The sequence below is a fragment of the Ramlibacter sp. JJN2-2R genome (genome assembly GCF_057747835.1).
Genome location: NZ_CM173226.1, coordinates 2029316 through 2042134 on the forward strand (window position 1 = coordinate 2029316; position 12819 = coordinate 2042134).

Here is a 12819-nt window from a genome sequence, read left to right on the forward strand (position 1 = left end):
CGCGCGGCCGGCCGGCGGCAGAATCGGCGCAACGCCTTCGGAGCCGCCGCCATGTTTCCTGCCCTGGTCCTCGACAAGTCGCCCGAGTTCAGCGCCACCGTCCGGGAGGTCGGCGACGACTTCCTGCCGGAAGGCGACGTCACCATCGACGTGGCGTATTCCACGCTCAACTACAAGGACGCGCTCGCCATCACCGACCGCTCGCCGGTCGTTCGCCGCTGGCCCATGGTGGCCGGCATCGATGGCGCCGGCACCGTGGCCGAGAGCACGTCGCCGCGCTGGAAGCGGGGCGACGAGGTGATCCTCAACGGCTTCGGGGTGGGCGAGACGCATCCCGGCTGCCTGGCGGGCCGCGCGCGGCTGCGCGGCGAGTGGCTGGTGCGCCGGCCCGCGGCCTTCAGCGCGAAGCAGGCGATGGCGATCGGCACGGCCGGCTACACCGCGATGCTCTGCGTGCTGGCGCTGGAGCGGCATGGCTTGCGCGCGGGCGAGGGCGATGTGCTGGTCACGGGTGCGACGGGCGGCGTGGGGTCGATCGCCGTGGCGCTGCTGGCCCGCCTCGGTCACCGCGTGGTCGCGGCGACCGGCAAGGCGGGCGAAGCCGGCTACCTGCGGCAGCTGGGCGCCGCCGAGGTCATCGACCGTGCCGAGCTCGCCGCGCCCGGCAAGCCGCTGCAGAAGGAACGGTGGCGCGCCGTGGTCGATGCCGTGGGCAGCCACACGCTCGCCAATGCCTGCGCGCAGACGCGCTACGGCGGCGCGGTCGCCGCCTGTGGACTGGCGCAGGGGATGGACTTCCCGGCCACCGTGGCGCCCTTCATCCTGCGCGGCGTGAGCCTGCTCGGCATCGACAGCGTGATGGCGCCGATGGCCCTGCGAGAACAGGCTTGGGAGCGGCTCGCCCGCGACCTCGACCCCGCGCGGCTCGATGCCGCGACCACGGAGATCGTCCTCGACGAGGCGATCGCGCAGGCGCAGCGGCTCATGGCGGGCCAGGTGCGCGGGCGCATCGTCGTCCGTACGCGCGGCTGAGGCTGTTGCGGCTCGTTGCATCGTCGGGGCAGACCCTGTCGCTCGCGGCCGCAGCGCTCGCGTTGAGGACGGGAAAGGGGCTCCCCATGCTCGTTCAACGCACCGACCTTCCCGCGCCCGAGGCGCAGGCCTTCGAAGCGGCCATCCTGGCCAACGGGCAGGACCCGCGCGCCTTCCGCGTCGAGACATTCGAGGCCGGCTGCGATGGCGGCGAGCGCCTGCGACGCGTGCACGTGGTCAACGACCACGCGGCCGTGCAGTACGACGCCAGCCCCGGCGCGTCGTGGACCGACAGTTTCGCGCGGCATCTCGCGCGCGGCTGCTTCGGTTGAGCGGGGAATCTCAGCGGATCGCCGGCGTGGCGACCAGCAGCGCGGGGAGCGCCGTCTTGTACAGCACCGTGCCCACCGTGAGCAGCGCGAAAGCTGCCGTGCCCGCCACCAGGCCCCACGGCCAGGTCGCCGCGAACCGCGACGGGCGGGCGGCCGCCGCCGCGACTTCCGCCACGCGCCGAGCGTGGCGGGCTCGCAGCCACAGGTCGTAGCTGGCTCGGCGCTCCGGATGCGACAGGACCGCATACGCCTCGTTGATCGCCGCCATCCGCCGTTGCGCGTCCGGGTCGCCGCCGCAGCGGTCGGGGTGGTGCCGCTGCGCCGCGCGGCGATAGGCCGTGCGCAGCACCTCGCGGGTCGCGTCGGCGGGGACGGACAGCAGGTCGTAGTGGCTGGGTTGCGAGTCGCTCATGGGGGCGGTGCGGGGCGCTACGGAAAGTGTAGCTTCGGGGCTCGCGGCGGCCAATCGTCGAGGCTGTCCGGTGCAACGCCAGATGCGTCGATGCAACATTCGCGGGCCGGGTCGGGGTGGGTAACCACTTGTAGGACGAGGCCGGCAGTTGTCGAGTTGCCGGCGCGGCCGTGTAACGAAACGCATACGATCGCGCTTCCAGCCGCGCACGAATGTCCAGGTCTTCCGTCTCCCTGTTGTTGTTGCTGTCGTCGTGCACCGCCGCCATCGCGCAAGCACAGCCGTTGCCCGCCGCGGCCAGCGTCGTGGCCTCGGTCCGCCAGCTGGGCGACCTCACGCTCGAGGAACTTGGCTCGATCGAGGTGACCTCGGTGTCCGGACGCGCGGAGAGCATCGGGCAGGCGGCCGCCTCCATCTTCGTCATCACCGACCAGGACATCCGCCGCTCCGGCGCCATGAGCCTGCCCGAGGCCTTGCGGCTCGCGCCCAACCTGCAGGTGGCGCAGACGAGCTCGGGGCAATGGGCGATCAGCGCGCGCGGCTTCAACGACTCGATCTCCAACAAGCTGCTGGTGCTGGTGGACGGCCGCACGGTCTACTCGAGCCTGTTCGCGGGCGTGTTCTGGGACGCCAACGACGTGGTGCTGGAGGACGTGGACCGCATCGAGGTCATCAGCGGCCCGGGCGGCACGCTGTGGGGCGCCAACGCGGTCAACGGCGTCATCAACGTCGTCACCCGCGCCGCGGGCGAGTCGGCCGGCACCCTGCTGTCCGTCACGCGCTCCGGCTCGGGCGGCAGGGAGGTCGCGCGCTGGGGCGGGCGGCTGGGCGAGTCGACCGACGTGCGCGTCTACGCGCTCGCGGTCGACCGCGGCCACACCCGGCTGGCCAGCGGCGCGCTCCGGCCGGACGCCACAAGCCGCCACCAGGCCGGATTCCGCGCCGACTGGAACGGCGGCGGCACGGGCACGCTCACGCTGCAGGGCGACCTCTATCGCGGCGGCGACCAGCCCGCCAACAACTTCGCGCCGGAACTGCGCGGGGGCAACCTGCTGGGGCGCTGGAGCAGTCGCCTGCAGGACGGCTCGCCGTACCGGTTGCAGGCCTCCTACGACACGGTGGACCGGGACGACGCCAACCTGTTCCGCACGCACGCAAACACGGTCGACGTGCAGTTCTCGCACGAGCCGCGGGTGCCGGCGGGGGAGTTGCTCTGGGGCGCGGGCTACAAGCAGACCCGTGACGGCAACCGCCCGACCGCCCTGATCCTCTTCAGCCCCGAGGAGCGCACGCTGACCTGGTCGAACCTGTTCGCGCAGTACCAGGTCTCGGTGCGCGAGCAGTTGCAGCTGACGGCGGGCGTGAAGCTCGAGCGCAACAGCTACACCGGCCTGGAGGTGCTGCCCAGCCTGCGCGCGGCCTGGGCGCACTCGCCCGGGTTCACCACCTGGGCCTCGGTGTCGCGCGCCGTACGCGCGCCCTCGCGCATCGACCGCGATTTCTTCCTTCCCAGCCGGCCGCCGTTCCAGATCGCGGGCGGGCCCGGCTTCCGGTCCGAGACGGCGAACGTGTTCGAGCTGGGGCACCGCGGCCAGCTGGGCGGCCGGCTGAACTATTCCCTGACGCTGTTCCGCCAGCAGTTCGAGGGCTTGCGCGCCGGCCTGCCGGGCCGGACCCCCGCCACGGTGATGAACCTGGTCGAAGGACCCGTGCAGGGCGTCGAGGCATGGGCGCAATGGCAGGCGACGCCGGACTGGCGCCTGATGGCGGGTTACCTGGCGATGCACGAGCGCCTGCGCTACATGCACGGCTTGAGCCCCGCGACGACCTCCTTCTCCGGCCTGGGCAACGACCCGACGAACCAGTGGACGCTGCGCTCCAGCCTCAACGTCGGCAGCCGCGGCGAGTTCGACGTCCTCGTGCGGCGCGTCGGCGCGCTGCCCGCGCCGCTGGTGCCCGCGTACACGGCCGTGGATGCGCGCTACGCGCTGCAGGTCACGCCGGCGCTCAATCTCGCCATCATCGGGCGCAACCTCTTCGATCCGCGCCACGTGGAGTTCGGGGCGCCGGCCGCGGCCAGCCAGATCGAGCGGCGCGTGCTGCTGCAGGCCACCTGGCGGCTGTGACCCGGATGATCCCCGGCGTGCAGGACCCCCGGATGACGCTGGATCGTCTGCGCCTCGCGGCCGTGGGGCTGCTGGGCGCGGCGCTGCTGCTGGCGGCGGCACCGTCCTGGCCGCAGCCGGGCCCGGCGACCGAGAGCGCGGTCAAGGCGGCATTCCTGTTCAAGTTCGCCGGCTTCGTCGAGTGGCCCGCCGGCACCTTCCGCCGCCGCGAGGACCCGCTGGTGTTCGGCGTGATCGGCGACGAAGCCGTCGCCGCCGACCTCGAGCAGATCGTCGCGGGGCGCGCGTTCGAGGGCCGGCCCGTGGCCGTCAGGCGGCTGCGCGAGAGCGAGGCCGGCGCGGGGGTGCACGTGCTGCTGGTGGCGCCCGGGCGCGAGGCCCGCGTGCGGGAACTGATCGAGGCCGTGCCCGGTCCGGTCCTCGTCGTCACCGAGCAGGACGGCGGGCTGCGCCTCGGCGGCGTGCTCAACTTCATGACCGACGGCGGCCGCGTGCGCTTTGCCGCCTCGGTGCCCGCGGCGGAGGCCCGGGGCCTGCGGCTGAGCGCCCGCCTGCTGGGCGTGGCGCAATCGGTCGAGGGAGGGCGCGCCCGATGAGCCTGCCCAAACGCCGCTCCATCCGCAGCAAGCTCAACGCGATCCTGGTCGCGACGACGGTCACGGCGCTGCTGCTGGCGGCGGTGGCCCTGTTCGTGCTGGACCTGCGGCGCGAACTGGCCGACACGCGGGAGGACCTCGTCACGCAGGCCGACGTCATCGCGCTGGCCAGCGCGCCCGCGCTCGCGTTCGGCGACCGGAAGGTGGCCGGCGAGAACCTGTCGATGCTGCGCGCCAAGCGTGGCGTCACCGCCGCCGCGCTGTACGACGAGCAGGGCGCGCTGTTCGCCAGCTACCGCGCGCAGCAGTCCGAGGGCGACCTGCCGCAGCGCGCCGCCGCGCCGGACGTGTCCGTTCGCGGGGACTGGGCCGTGGCGTGGCGACCCGTGCTGTCCAACGGCGAGCGGGTCGGCTCCGTCTACCTGCAGCTGCGGCATGACCGCCTGCGGCAGGCGCTGGGCACCGTGTCGGTGCTGGTGCTGATCATGGGCGCCAGCCTGTTCGGCGCGCTGCTGCTGTCCAACCGGTTGCAGCGCTCGGTGACGCGGCCGATCCTCGACGTCGCCGAGGTGGCGCGCAAGATCCTGCGCGGCGAGACCGGCAACCTGCGCGCGTCCAGGACGAGCGACGACGAGGTGGGCGACCTGGTGGACGCGTTCAACGCCATGCTCGACGACCTGGAGCGCCGCGCGCAGACGCTGGAGGAGGCCAACCGGGCGCTGCGCACGAGCGAGGCCCGCTACCAGCTGGCGGTGCGCGGCTCCAGCGCCGGCTTGTGGGACTGGGACCTGCCGGCCGGCACGATGTTCTATTCGCCGCGCTTCAAGGCGCTGCTCGGCTACGCCGACGAGGACTTCCCGGACCGGCCCCAGTCGATCGAGCGCATCCTGCATCCCGAGGACCAGGCGATGGTGCGGGCCGCCCTGACCGCGCACCTGCGCGAGCGCCAGCCCTACCAGGTCGAGTGCCGGCTGCGCGACGCGGGCGGCCGCTGGCGCTGGTTCTTCGTCGCCGGCGCCGCGCTGTGGGACAACGCGGGCCAGCCGTTCCGGATGGCCGGCTCGGTGATCGAGGTCACCGAGCGCAAGGAGGCCGAGCGCGTGCTGCAGGACGCCAGCCGCGCCAAGGACGAATTCATTGCGACGCTGGCCCACGAGTTGCGCAACCCGCTCGCGCCGATCCGCACCGGGCTGGAGATCCTCAAGAAGGACCCGGCCAACGGCCCCGCGTCGCAGCGGGCCAGGGCGACGATGGAGCGGCAGCTCGCGCACATGATCCGCCTGATCGACGACCTGCTCGACATCTCGCGCATCAGCAGCGGCAAGATCCGCCTGGACGTGTCCCGGATCCGGCTGCGGCCCGTGATCGACAGCGCGCTCGAGATCAGCCGCCCCGCGGTCACCGCCGCCGGGCACGCCCTGGAGGTCGACCTGCCCGCGGAGGACATCGAGGTGATGGGCGACCCGACGCGCCTGTCGCAGGCGCTGGGCAACCTGCTGAACAACGCGGCGAAGTACACGCCCGGCGGCGGCAGCCTGGCCCTGCGGCTGCGGCGCGAGGGCGACTGGGCCGTCTTCCGGGTCGAGGACAACGGCGAGGGCATCCCGCCGGACATGCTCGAGACCGTGTTCTCGCTGTTCGCGCAGGTGCGCAGCACGCTGGACCGCGCGCAGGGGGGCCTGGGCATCGGCCTGTATCTCGTGCGCAGCCTGGTGGCCCTGCACGGCGGCACCGTCACGGCCGCGAGCGAGGGGCCGGGGCGCGGCAGCGTGTTCACCGTGCGCGTGCCGTGCCTGCCCGCCCAGGCCGTTGCCGCGCCGCCGCCGGACGCCGCGGCGGGCCAGGTGGCGCCGCACGGCCTGCAGGTGCTGGTGGTGGACGACAACGTCGATGCCGCAGAGACGCTGGGGATGGTGTTGGAGATGGAGGGGTGCCGCACCCGCCTGGCGCACGACGGCCTGGCCGCGGTCGAGGCGGCGCGCGAGTTCCGGCCGGACGTGGTGCTGCTGGACATCGGCCTGCCGGGCCAGAACGGCTACGAAGTGGCCGCGGCGCTGCGGCGCGACGCCCGGTTCGCGGCCACGCTGCTGATCGCCATCACAGGCTGGGGGGCCGAGCAGGACCGCCGCCGGGCGCAGGAGGCGGGCTTCGACCACCACCTGACCAAGCCGGTGGACGTGGCGGCCTTGCGGCCGCTGCTGTCGCAGGGGCGAGGCGAAGAGACCACCCGCCCGCGGTGACGGCGCCGCCAGCGGCGGGCCTCAGGCGCGCCCGGGGTGCTCCGGTGCCGTGTCTCCCGGTTGCAGCTGCGCCAGCCGCTCGATGAAGGGGCGCTGGCTGGCCAGCACCTTCGCTCGCGCCTGCGCCAGTTCGAACCAGGCCACGCGGTCCACTTCGGGGAACTGCTGGATGCGCCCGGAGCCGGGCGGCCACTCCATCTCGAACGGATTGCTGCGCAGCTGCGCGGGGTCGAAGTCGCCGGCCGTCGCCCAGGCCAGCACGCGCTTGCCGCCCTTCTGGCGCACCTCGCCGAGGGAGGCGAACGGCCCGCCGGGCACGACGCCGATCTCCTCGCCGAATTCGCGGCACGCGGCGGACAGGGGATCCTCGCCGGGCTGCAGTTCCCCCTTGGGCAGCATCCAGGCGCCGTCGTCCTTGCGGGCCCACCACGGCCCGCCGGGATGCGCGAGCAGCACTTCGAGGCCGCGCGCGCCCGGGCGGAACATCAGCAGGCCGGCACTGGTGGCGGTCGCCATGTCATGCCGCCTTGCCCGGCTGGAACCGCCGCGGCGGCTGCCCCATCGCGGCCTTGAACATCGCGCTGAAGGCGCTCTCGCTGGCGTAGCCCGTGGCGGCCGCGACCTGGCCCACCGGCAGCCCCTGCGCGAGCATCGGCAGCGCGTGCGCCAGCACGGCCTGCTGGCGCCACTGCTGGTAGCCCGTGCCGAGTTCGGCCTGGAACAGGCGCGCCATCGTGCGCTCGCTCGCGCCCACATCGGCGGCCCACGCGGCCAGGCTGGCGCGCTCGCCGGGCGAGCGGAGAACGGCTTCGCACAGCGCGCGCAGGCGCTTGTCGCCGCCGGCGGGCGGCAGCGGCACGCCCAGGGGCTGCAGGCTCGCCCGCCCGAGTTCGTCCAGCACGATGGTCGACAGCAGCTGTTCGCGCTCGCGTGCCGGCGCGTCGGCATCCAGGGCCTCGATCAGCTCGCGCAACAGCGCCGAGACCACGATCACGCGGCAGCCCGTCCAGCCGCGCGGCGTCACGCTGGCATGCAGGTACAGCGTGCGGAACTGCGCTCGCTCCAGCACGTGCACCGCGTGCCGGGCGTTCGGTGCGATCCACACCGCGCGCGAGGGCGGCACGATGAACGTGACCTCGTCGCCCGCGCCGGTGTCGCGCTCCGCGCTCACCTGCAGCACGCCGCTCGCGCAGTAGGCCAGCTGGGCCCAGGCGTGCCGGTGCGGCTCGAAGTGCGCGTCGGCCGGCAGGTTGCGGGTGCGCAGCCGCACCGGTCGCAGGCGACTCGGCTCGTAGTTGTCGGTGTCGCCGACGGGCAGCGACAGCGGGGTGGGGCGGCGGGGCATCGGCGCGATTTTGGCCGGAATCCGCAGGCGAGTGGCGTTCCGTCGCATTTCGGAAACGGCGGGTGCTCGCTAGCATCCCAGCCATGACGACAGCCACCCATGCCGCCGGCCCCCGCGCCTTTCGCGACGACGCGAACGTGATCGGGCTGGTGGGACTCGCCCACCTCATCAGCCATTTCAGCCAGCTGCTGCTCGCGCCCCTGTTCCCCTGGCTGAAGGACGCGTTCCATGCCAGCTACACCGAGCTGGGCTTCCTGATGACGATCTTCTTCGTCGTCTCCTGCTGCGTGCAGACCGCCTCCGGCTTCCTGGTGGATCGGCACGGCCCGCGGCCGGTGCTGTTCGGCGGGCTGGCGCTGGTGGGCCTGGCCGCCTTCGGATTCGCCGCCAGCACCAGCTACTGGATGCTGATGGCGTCGGCGCTCGTGGCGGGGCTGGGCAACGGCGTGTTCCATCCGGTCGACTACACGCTGCTCAACCGGAAGGTGAGCCCGCCGCGCCTGGGCCATGCCTACAGCTTCCACGGCATCACCGGCAGCCTGGGCTGGGCGCTGGCGCCGGCGTTGCTGGTGCCGATCGCGATGGCCTCCTCGTGGCGGCTCGCCCTCGCGTGCGCGGGGGGCCTGGCCTGGCTGGTGCTGCTGGTGCTGTGGCTGCATCGCGGCTCGCTCGACCTGCCGCGCGCCGCCCGAACCGAGCAGCATCAGGGTGGCAGCGCCGACGCCACCTTCGATTTCCTGCGCATCCCGGCGGTGTGGATGTGCTTCGGCTTCTTCTTCGTCTACGCCGTGGTCCTGAGCGTCATCCAGTCGTTCGCGCCCGAAGCGGCGCGCCGGCTGCACGACGTGCCCGTGGGGCTGGTGGCCATGTGCCTGACCATCTACATGGTCTGCAGCGCCGGCGGCATGCTCTTCGGCGGCTTCCTGGCCTCGGACCCCTCGCGCTGCGAGCGCATCGTGGCCGCCGGTTTCGGCATCGCCGCGCTGATCGCGCTGGCCATCGGGCTCGCGCCGCTGCCCGCCCTGGCGATCCCGCTGCTGTTCGGCTTCATGGGGTTCGCCAGCGGCATCGCCGGCCCGTCGCGTGACCTGCTGGTGAAGCGTTCGACGCCCGACCACGCCAGCGGCCGCGTATACGGCATCGTCTACTCGGGCCTGGACATCGGGCAGGCGCTGGCGCCGCTCGTGTTCGGCCGGCTGATGGACCATGGCCAGTACGCCGGCGTCTGGGTGGGGCTGGTGGCCGCGCAGCTGCTGCTGATCACCAGCGCCTTCAACGTCCGGCGCGCGCGTCGAACCCGGCTCGCACCGGCCTGAGTCGCGCCGGCGCCGGCGCGGCGCGCCTGCGCGATGCCCGCGGGGGGTATCCTTGCGGCCCATGTACGCGCCGTATTTCGGGCTGTCGCAGGAGCCGTTCTCGATCGCGCCGGATCCGCGCTACCTGTTCATGAGCGAGCGCCATCGGGAGGCGCTCGCCCACCTGCTGTATGGCCTGGGCGGCGGTGGCGGGTTCGTGCTCCTGACCGGCGAGATCGGCACCGGCAAGACCACCGTCTGCCGCTGCTTCCTCGAGCAGATCCCCGAGACCTGCAACGTCGCCTACATCTTCAATCCCAAGCTGACAGTCACCGAGCTGCTGCAGTCCGTGTGCGAGGAGTTCCGCATCCCGCTGCCGCCCAAGGACGGCGGGGCGCGCACGGTGAAGGACTACCTCGACCCGCTCAATGCCTTCCTGCTCGATGCGCACGCCAGGGGCCGCAACAGCGTGCTGATCATCGACGAGGCGCAGAACCTCTCCGAGGACGTGCTGGAGCAGCTGCGGCTGCTGACCAACCTGGAGACCAGCGAGCGCAAGCTGCTGCAGATCATCCTGATCGGCCAGCCCGAGCTGCGCGCCATGCTCGCGCGGCCGGGGCTCGAGCAGCTGGCGCAGCGGGTGATCGCGCGCTACCACCTCGACGCCCTGGCGCCGCAGGAGACGGCGCAGTACGTGCGCCACCGGCTGGAGGTCGCGGGCCTGTCGCGGGCGGTGCCGTTCCAGCCGCGCGCGCTCGAGCGGGTGCACCGGCGCGCCGGCGGCGTGCCCCGGCGCATCAACCTGCTGTGCGACCGTGCGCTGCTCGGAGCCTATGCCCGCAGCGAAGCCGCGGTGACGCCGGCGATCGTCGACCAGGCCGCGCGCGAGGTGTTCCCGGCCCTGGCAGGCGCCGGCAAACCGGCGCCGCGGCAAGCCCTGCTGGTGGCGCTGGGCGTCGCGGCGGGCCTTGGCCTGGCGGTGCTGTCGCGCGAGGCCTGGATGCCCGCGTTGGGAACGGCGAGCGAGCCGGTGGTGGCCCAGCCCGCGGCGAAGGCGGGGCCGGCAGCACCGGCCGCGGTGGCGGCTGCGTCCGCGCCCGCCGCCGCCGCCGCACCGGCCAGCGCGGCCAGTGCGGCCAGTGCATCCGGCGTCGTCCCGGTCGCTGCCCTGGCGGCAAGCCCGGCGTCCCCGACCCTGCTGCGCGACGAACGCGCGGCGTGGCGCGAACTGGCGCGGGCCTGGCACGTGGAACCGGGCGAGGGCGAGCCGTGCGCCGCGCTCGCGCGCCAGTCGGTGCAGTGCTACTCGCGCGTGACGCCGCTGGCCCTCATCCGCCAACTGGACCGGCCCGGCATCGTGACGCTGGACCGCGATCGCGGCAGCCCCTCGTATGCGTTGCTCACCGCCCTGGGCGACAGGACCGCGACGCTGGTCGCGGGCGGCACCACGCAGACCGTGACGCTCGCGGCGCTGGCCGAGCGCTGGAACGGCGAGTGGTCCACGATGTGGAAGGCGCCGCCCGGGTTCGGCCCGCAGGGGCGCGACAGCGCCCAGCTCACCCGGTGGGCGCAGGAGCAGCTCGCGGGCGCCGGCCTGGGCGCGGCACGCGACGGCGCCGGCGACGGCGCCGCCTCCATGAAGGCCCGCGTGCGCAGCTTCCAGCTCGCGCAGGGCCTGCCCGCCGACGGCGTGCTGGGCCCGATGACCCTGATGCAACTCAATCGCAGCGCGCGCGTGGACGAACCCCGCCTGCGGCCGCTGCCCTGACCGATGTCGTACATCCTCGATGCCCTGCGCAAGGCCGACGCCCAGCGGCAGCGCAGCCTGCCCGGGCTGCATGACCAGCCCCTGTCCTCCAGCGCCGCGGATGGGCGCGGTGGCTGGGCGCGATCGCCCCTGGCCTGGGCACTGCTGGCGGGCGTGGTGCTGCTGGCCGCGGGCGCGCTGTGGCTGCTGACGGCCCGCGCGCCCGAGCCGTCACCGACGGTGGCGAGCGCGACGCCCCCGGCTGCTCCGCCGCTGGCCGCCACTGCCCCTGCGGCCGCGCCGGAAGCGGCAGCAGGGACTGCGGCTGCGCCGCCCGCCGCGGCAGCGATCTCGCCCGCGCCGCCGCCCAGGCCCGTCGCGCCCGCACCTGCACCGGCGCCTGCGAGACATGCTGCGGAGAGGCTGCTCGCCACCGGCCCAGCCGCCACGTCGGCGCCCGCGAGGGGCGCCACGACGCCGGTGGCGCAACCGCAGCCGCAGAGCGCGCAGCCCCAGCCGCAGAGCGCGCAGCCCCAGCCGCAGAGCGCGCAGCCCCAGCCGCAGAGTGCCCCGACGCAGCCGCAGGCGGCCACGAAGCAGGCCCAGGCAAGCGCCGTGGCGCCGGCCCGCCCCGCCGTGGAGGCCTCCGCCCCCCGGGCGGCGGAGGGCGCGCCGCCCGCGGATGCGCCCAAGCTCGCGATCAGCGGCGGCGTGTACTCGCAGGACCCCGCCCAGCGGATGCTGATCGTCGGCGGCCAGGTCTTCAGCGAAGGCAGCGAGGTGGCGCCCGGCGTCGTCCTCGAGCGGGTGCGTCCGAATCAAGCGCTGCTGCGCTACCGCGGCCAGAGCTACACGGTGCGCTACTGAGGCAGGTGCATCGGCGGCTGGAACACCGACCAGTGGCCGCCCTGGAACAGGTACAGGGCCGACGAGACGCGGCTGCGCGCCGAGCCCGCGTAGATGGCCGCGGCGCTGAACCGCAGCGCCGCCACGGCGTCCTCGTTGCCCGCCGGGGCGTAGAGGAGCCCGCCGCGCTGCGGCACGGCCACCACGAGGCCGCCGGGGTGGCGTGACTCCTCGGCCAGCCAGAAGTCGCGATCGAGGAAGTAGCTGCTGTTCAGGTCGTCCGCACGGCCCACGACCTGCATCAGGCCGCCGGTCCAGGGGCGCGCCACCGGTTCGCCGTACACGCGCCGCAGGTTGGCCACCGCGAGCTGCACCGCCTGCTCGGGCTGCAGGCGCAGGCGGTCCAGGTCGGCAGGCGAGGCGCTCTGCAGCTGCGTGCGGCTGTCGAACACCAGCCGGATGTGCATGTCGCCGACATAGCGGAACCAGCTGGTTTCCAGCTCCACCTCGGTGCCGTCGGGCATCTGCGCGCGCAGCTTGCCGTACGGCTGCAGCGTTTCGTCGGGCTGGTTGGCCCCCGACGATTCGCGCAGCACCGCCAACAGGTTGCCCAGCCGTGTGTCGAAGGCCTCCGCCCCCGCCTGCGGTTGCGCCCGCGCCTGCAGCGCCAGGCACACGCCCAGCACGGCCATCCACGTGCGTTTTTTCATCGTTCGTCCCGTCCTTGGGGACCATCGTGCATGGCAGTGCAGGCGGCCTGCAAATGCTATTACTCGTCCTGTGGCGCCGCCGCCGCGGCGCTGCCACATGTAAACGGTTACGGAACTTGCTCAGCCGTGGATGCGTGT

The 12819-nt window shown here is 73.6% G+C and carries 12 protein-coding genes; 8 read left to right on the forward strand and 4 right to left on the reverse strand.

The features are described 5' to 3' along the window. Positions 1–51 precede the first annotated feature (51 nt). Positions 52–1032, forward strand: a complete 981-nt coding sequence (acuI, locus tag AC3ANR_RS10015) for an acrylyl-CoA reductase (NADPH) (RefSeq protein WP_488291723.1) — start codon at positions 52–54, stop codon at positions 1030–1032. 86 nt (positions 1033–1118) lie between these two features. Continuing rightward, positions 1119–1364 carry a hypothetical protein gene (locus tag AC3ANR_RS10020; protein ID WP_488291724.1) on the forward strand — a complete coding sequence of 82 codons (246 nt, stop codon included), beginning with the start codon at positions 1119–1121 and terminating at the stop codon, positions 1362–1364. 10 nt (positions 1365–1374) lie between these two features. Here the strand turns inward: AC3ANR_RS10020 and AC3ANR_RS10025 are convergent, their stop codons facing one another. After that, positions 1375–1776 carry a J domain-containing protein gene (locus tag AC3ANR_RS10025; RefSeq protein ID WP_488291725.1) on the reverse strand — a complete coding sequence of 134 codons (402 nt, stop codon included), beginning with the start codon at positions 1774–1776 and terminating at the stop codon, positions 1375–1377. A gap of 212 nt (positions 1777–1988) precedes the next feature. Between AC3ANR_RS10025 and AC3ANR_RS10030 the strand changes: the two genes are divergently transcribed. From AC3ANR_RS10030 to AC3ANR_RS10040, 3 genes are read left to right on the forward strand one after another with little or no spacing between them, the layout of a single operon-like run. Beyond that, a complete protein-coding gene (locus tag AC3ANR_RS10030; RefSeq protein ID WP_488291726.1) occupies positions 1989–3902 on the forward strand; it encodes a TOL_0244 family TonB-dependent receptor in 1914 nt (637 codons plus the stop codon). 32 nt (positions 3903–3934) lie between these two features. Further along, positions 3935–4498 carry a TOL_0243 family YfiR-like periplasmic protein gene (locus tag AC3ANR_RS10035; protein ID WP_488291727.1) on the forward strand — a complete coding sequence of 188 codons (564 nt, stop codon included), beginning with the start codon at positions 3935–3937 and terminating at the stop codon, positions 4496–4498. Further along, positions 4495–6738, forward strand: coding sequence for a sensor histidine kinase, YfiR-like protein-associated (locus AC3ANR_RS10040; RefSeq protein WP_488291728.1), 2244 nt, complete (start codon positions 4495–4497; stop codon positions 6736–6738). The genes AC3ANR_RS10035 and AC3ANR_RS10040 overlap by 4 nt, the downstream gene beginning before the upstream one ends. 21 nt (positions 6739–6759) lie before the next feature. Here the strand turns inward: AC3ANR_RS10040 and AC3ANR_RS10045 are convergent, their stop codons facing one another. Together AC3ANR_RS10045 and AC3ANR_RS10050 are read right to left on the reverse strand one after the other, a co-directional pair. Then, positions 6760–7254 (reverse strand): NUDIX hydrolase, encoded by a 495-nt coding sequence (locus AC3ANR_RS10045; RefSeq protein WP_488291729.1) that lies wholly within the window; start codon positions 7252–7254, stop codon positions 6760–6762. Between the two features lies 1 nt (position 7255). After that, a complete protein-coding gene (locus AC3ANR_RS10050) occupies positions 7256–8083 on the reverse strand; it encodes an AraC family transcriptional regulator (protein ID WP_488291730.1) in 828 nt (275 codons plus the stop codon). A gap of 83 nt (positions 8084–8166) precedes the next feature. On the opposite strand from AC3ANR_RS10050, the gene AC3ANR_RS10055 reads away from it, so the two are divergent. From AC3ANR_RS10055 to AC3ANR_RS10065, 3 genes are all read left to right on the forward strand, one after another. Next, positions 8167–9399 (forward strand): MFS transporter, encoded by a 1233-nt coding sequence (locus AC3ANR_RS10055; protein ID WP_488291731.1) that lies wholly within the window; start codon positions 8167–8169, stop codon positions 9397–9399. Between the two features lie 61 nt (positions 9400–9460). Then, positions 9461–11146, forward strand: coding sequence for an ExeA family protein (locus tag AC3ANR_RS10060; protein WP_488291732.1), 1686 nt, complete (start codon positions 9461–9463; stop codon positions 11144–11146). Between the two features lie 3 nt (positions 11147–11149). Continuing rightward, positions 11150–11992 (forward strand): general secretion pathway protein GspB, encoded by an 843-nt coding sequence (locus tag AC3ANR_RS10065; protein ID WP_488291733.1) that lies wholly within the window; start codon positions 11150–11152, stop codon positions 11990–11992. Here AC3ANR_RS10065 and AC3ANR_RS10070 read toward each other — a convergent pair. Further along, a complete protein-coding gene (locus tag AC3ANR_RS10070; RefSeq protein WP_488291734.1) occupies positions 11986–12681 on the reverse strand; it encodes a DUF1444 domain-containing protein in 696 nt (231 codons plus the stop codon). The genes AC3ANR_RS10065 and AC3ANR_RS10070 overlap by 7 nt on opposite strands. Positions 12682–12819 lie beyond the last annotated feature (138 nt).

Bases quoted from the DNA above. Each gene is read 5' to 3' on its own strand.
- AC3ANR_RS10070 (WP_488291734.1), bottom strand. From the start codon at position 12,681: ATGAAAAAACGCACGTGGATGGCCGTGCTGGGCGTGTGCCTGGCGCTG.
- AC3ANR_RS10045 (WP_488291729.1), bottom strand. From the start codon at position 7,254: ATGGCGACCGCCACCAGTGCCGGCCTGCTGATGTTCCGCCCGGGCGCG.
- AC3ANR_RS10060 (WP_488291732.1), top strand. From the start codon at position 9,461: ATGTACGCGCCGTATTTCGGGCTGTCGCAGGAGCCGTTCTCGATCGCG.
- AC3ANR_RS10065 (WP_488291733.1), top strand. From the start codon at position 11,150: ATGTCGTACATCCTCGATGCCCTGCGCAAGGCCGACGCCCAGCGGCAG.
- AC3ANR_RS10025 (WP_488291725.1), bottom strand. From the start codon at position 1,776: ATGAGCGACTCGCAACCCAGCCACTACGACCTGCTGTCCGTCCCCGCC.
- AC3ANR_RS10035 (WP_488291727.1), top strand. From the start codon at position 3,935: ATGACGCTGGATCGTCTGCGCCTCGCGGCCGTGGGGCTGCTGGGCGCG.
- AC3ANR_RS10030 (WP_488291726.1), top strand. From the start codon at position 1,989: ATGTCCAGGTCTTCCGTCTCCCTGTTGTTGTTGCTGTCGTCGTGCACC.
- AC3ANR_RS10055 (WP_488291731.1), top strand. From the start codon at position 8,167: ATGACGACAGCCACCCATGCCGCCGGCCCCCGCGCCTTTCGCGACGAC.
- AC3ANR_RS10020 (WP_488291724.1), top strand. From the start codon at position 1,119: ATGCTCGTTCAACGCACCGACCTTCCCGCGCCCGAGGCGCAGGCCTTC.
- AC3ANR_RS10050 (WP_488291730.1), bottom strand. From the start codon at position 8,083: ATGCCCCGCCGCCCCACCCCGCTGTCGCTGCCCGTCGGCGACACCGAC.
- AC3ANR_RS10040 (WP_488291728.1), top strand. From the start codon at position 4,495: ATGAGCCTGCCCAAACGCCGCTCCATCCGCAGCAAGCTCAACGCGATC.
- acuI (WP_488291723.1), top strand. From the start codon at position 52: ATGTTTCCTGCCCTGGTCCTCGACAAGTCGCCCGAGTTCAGCGCCACC.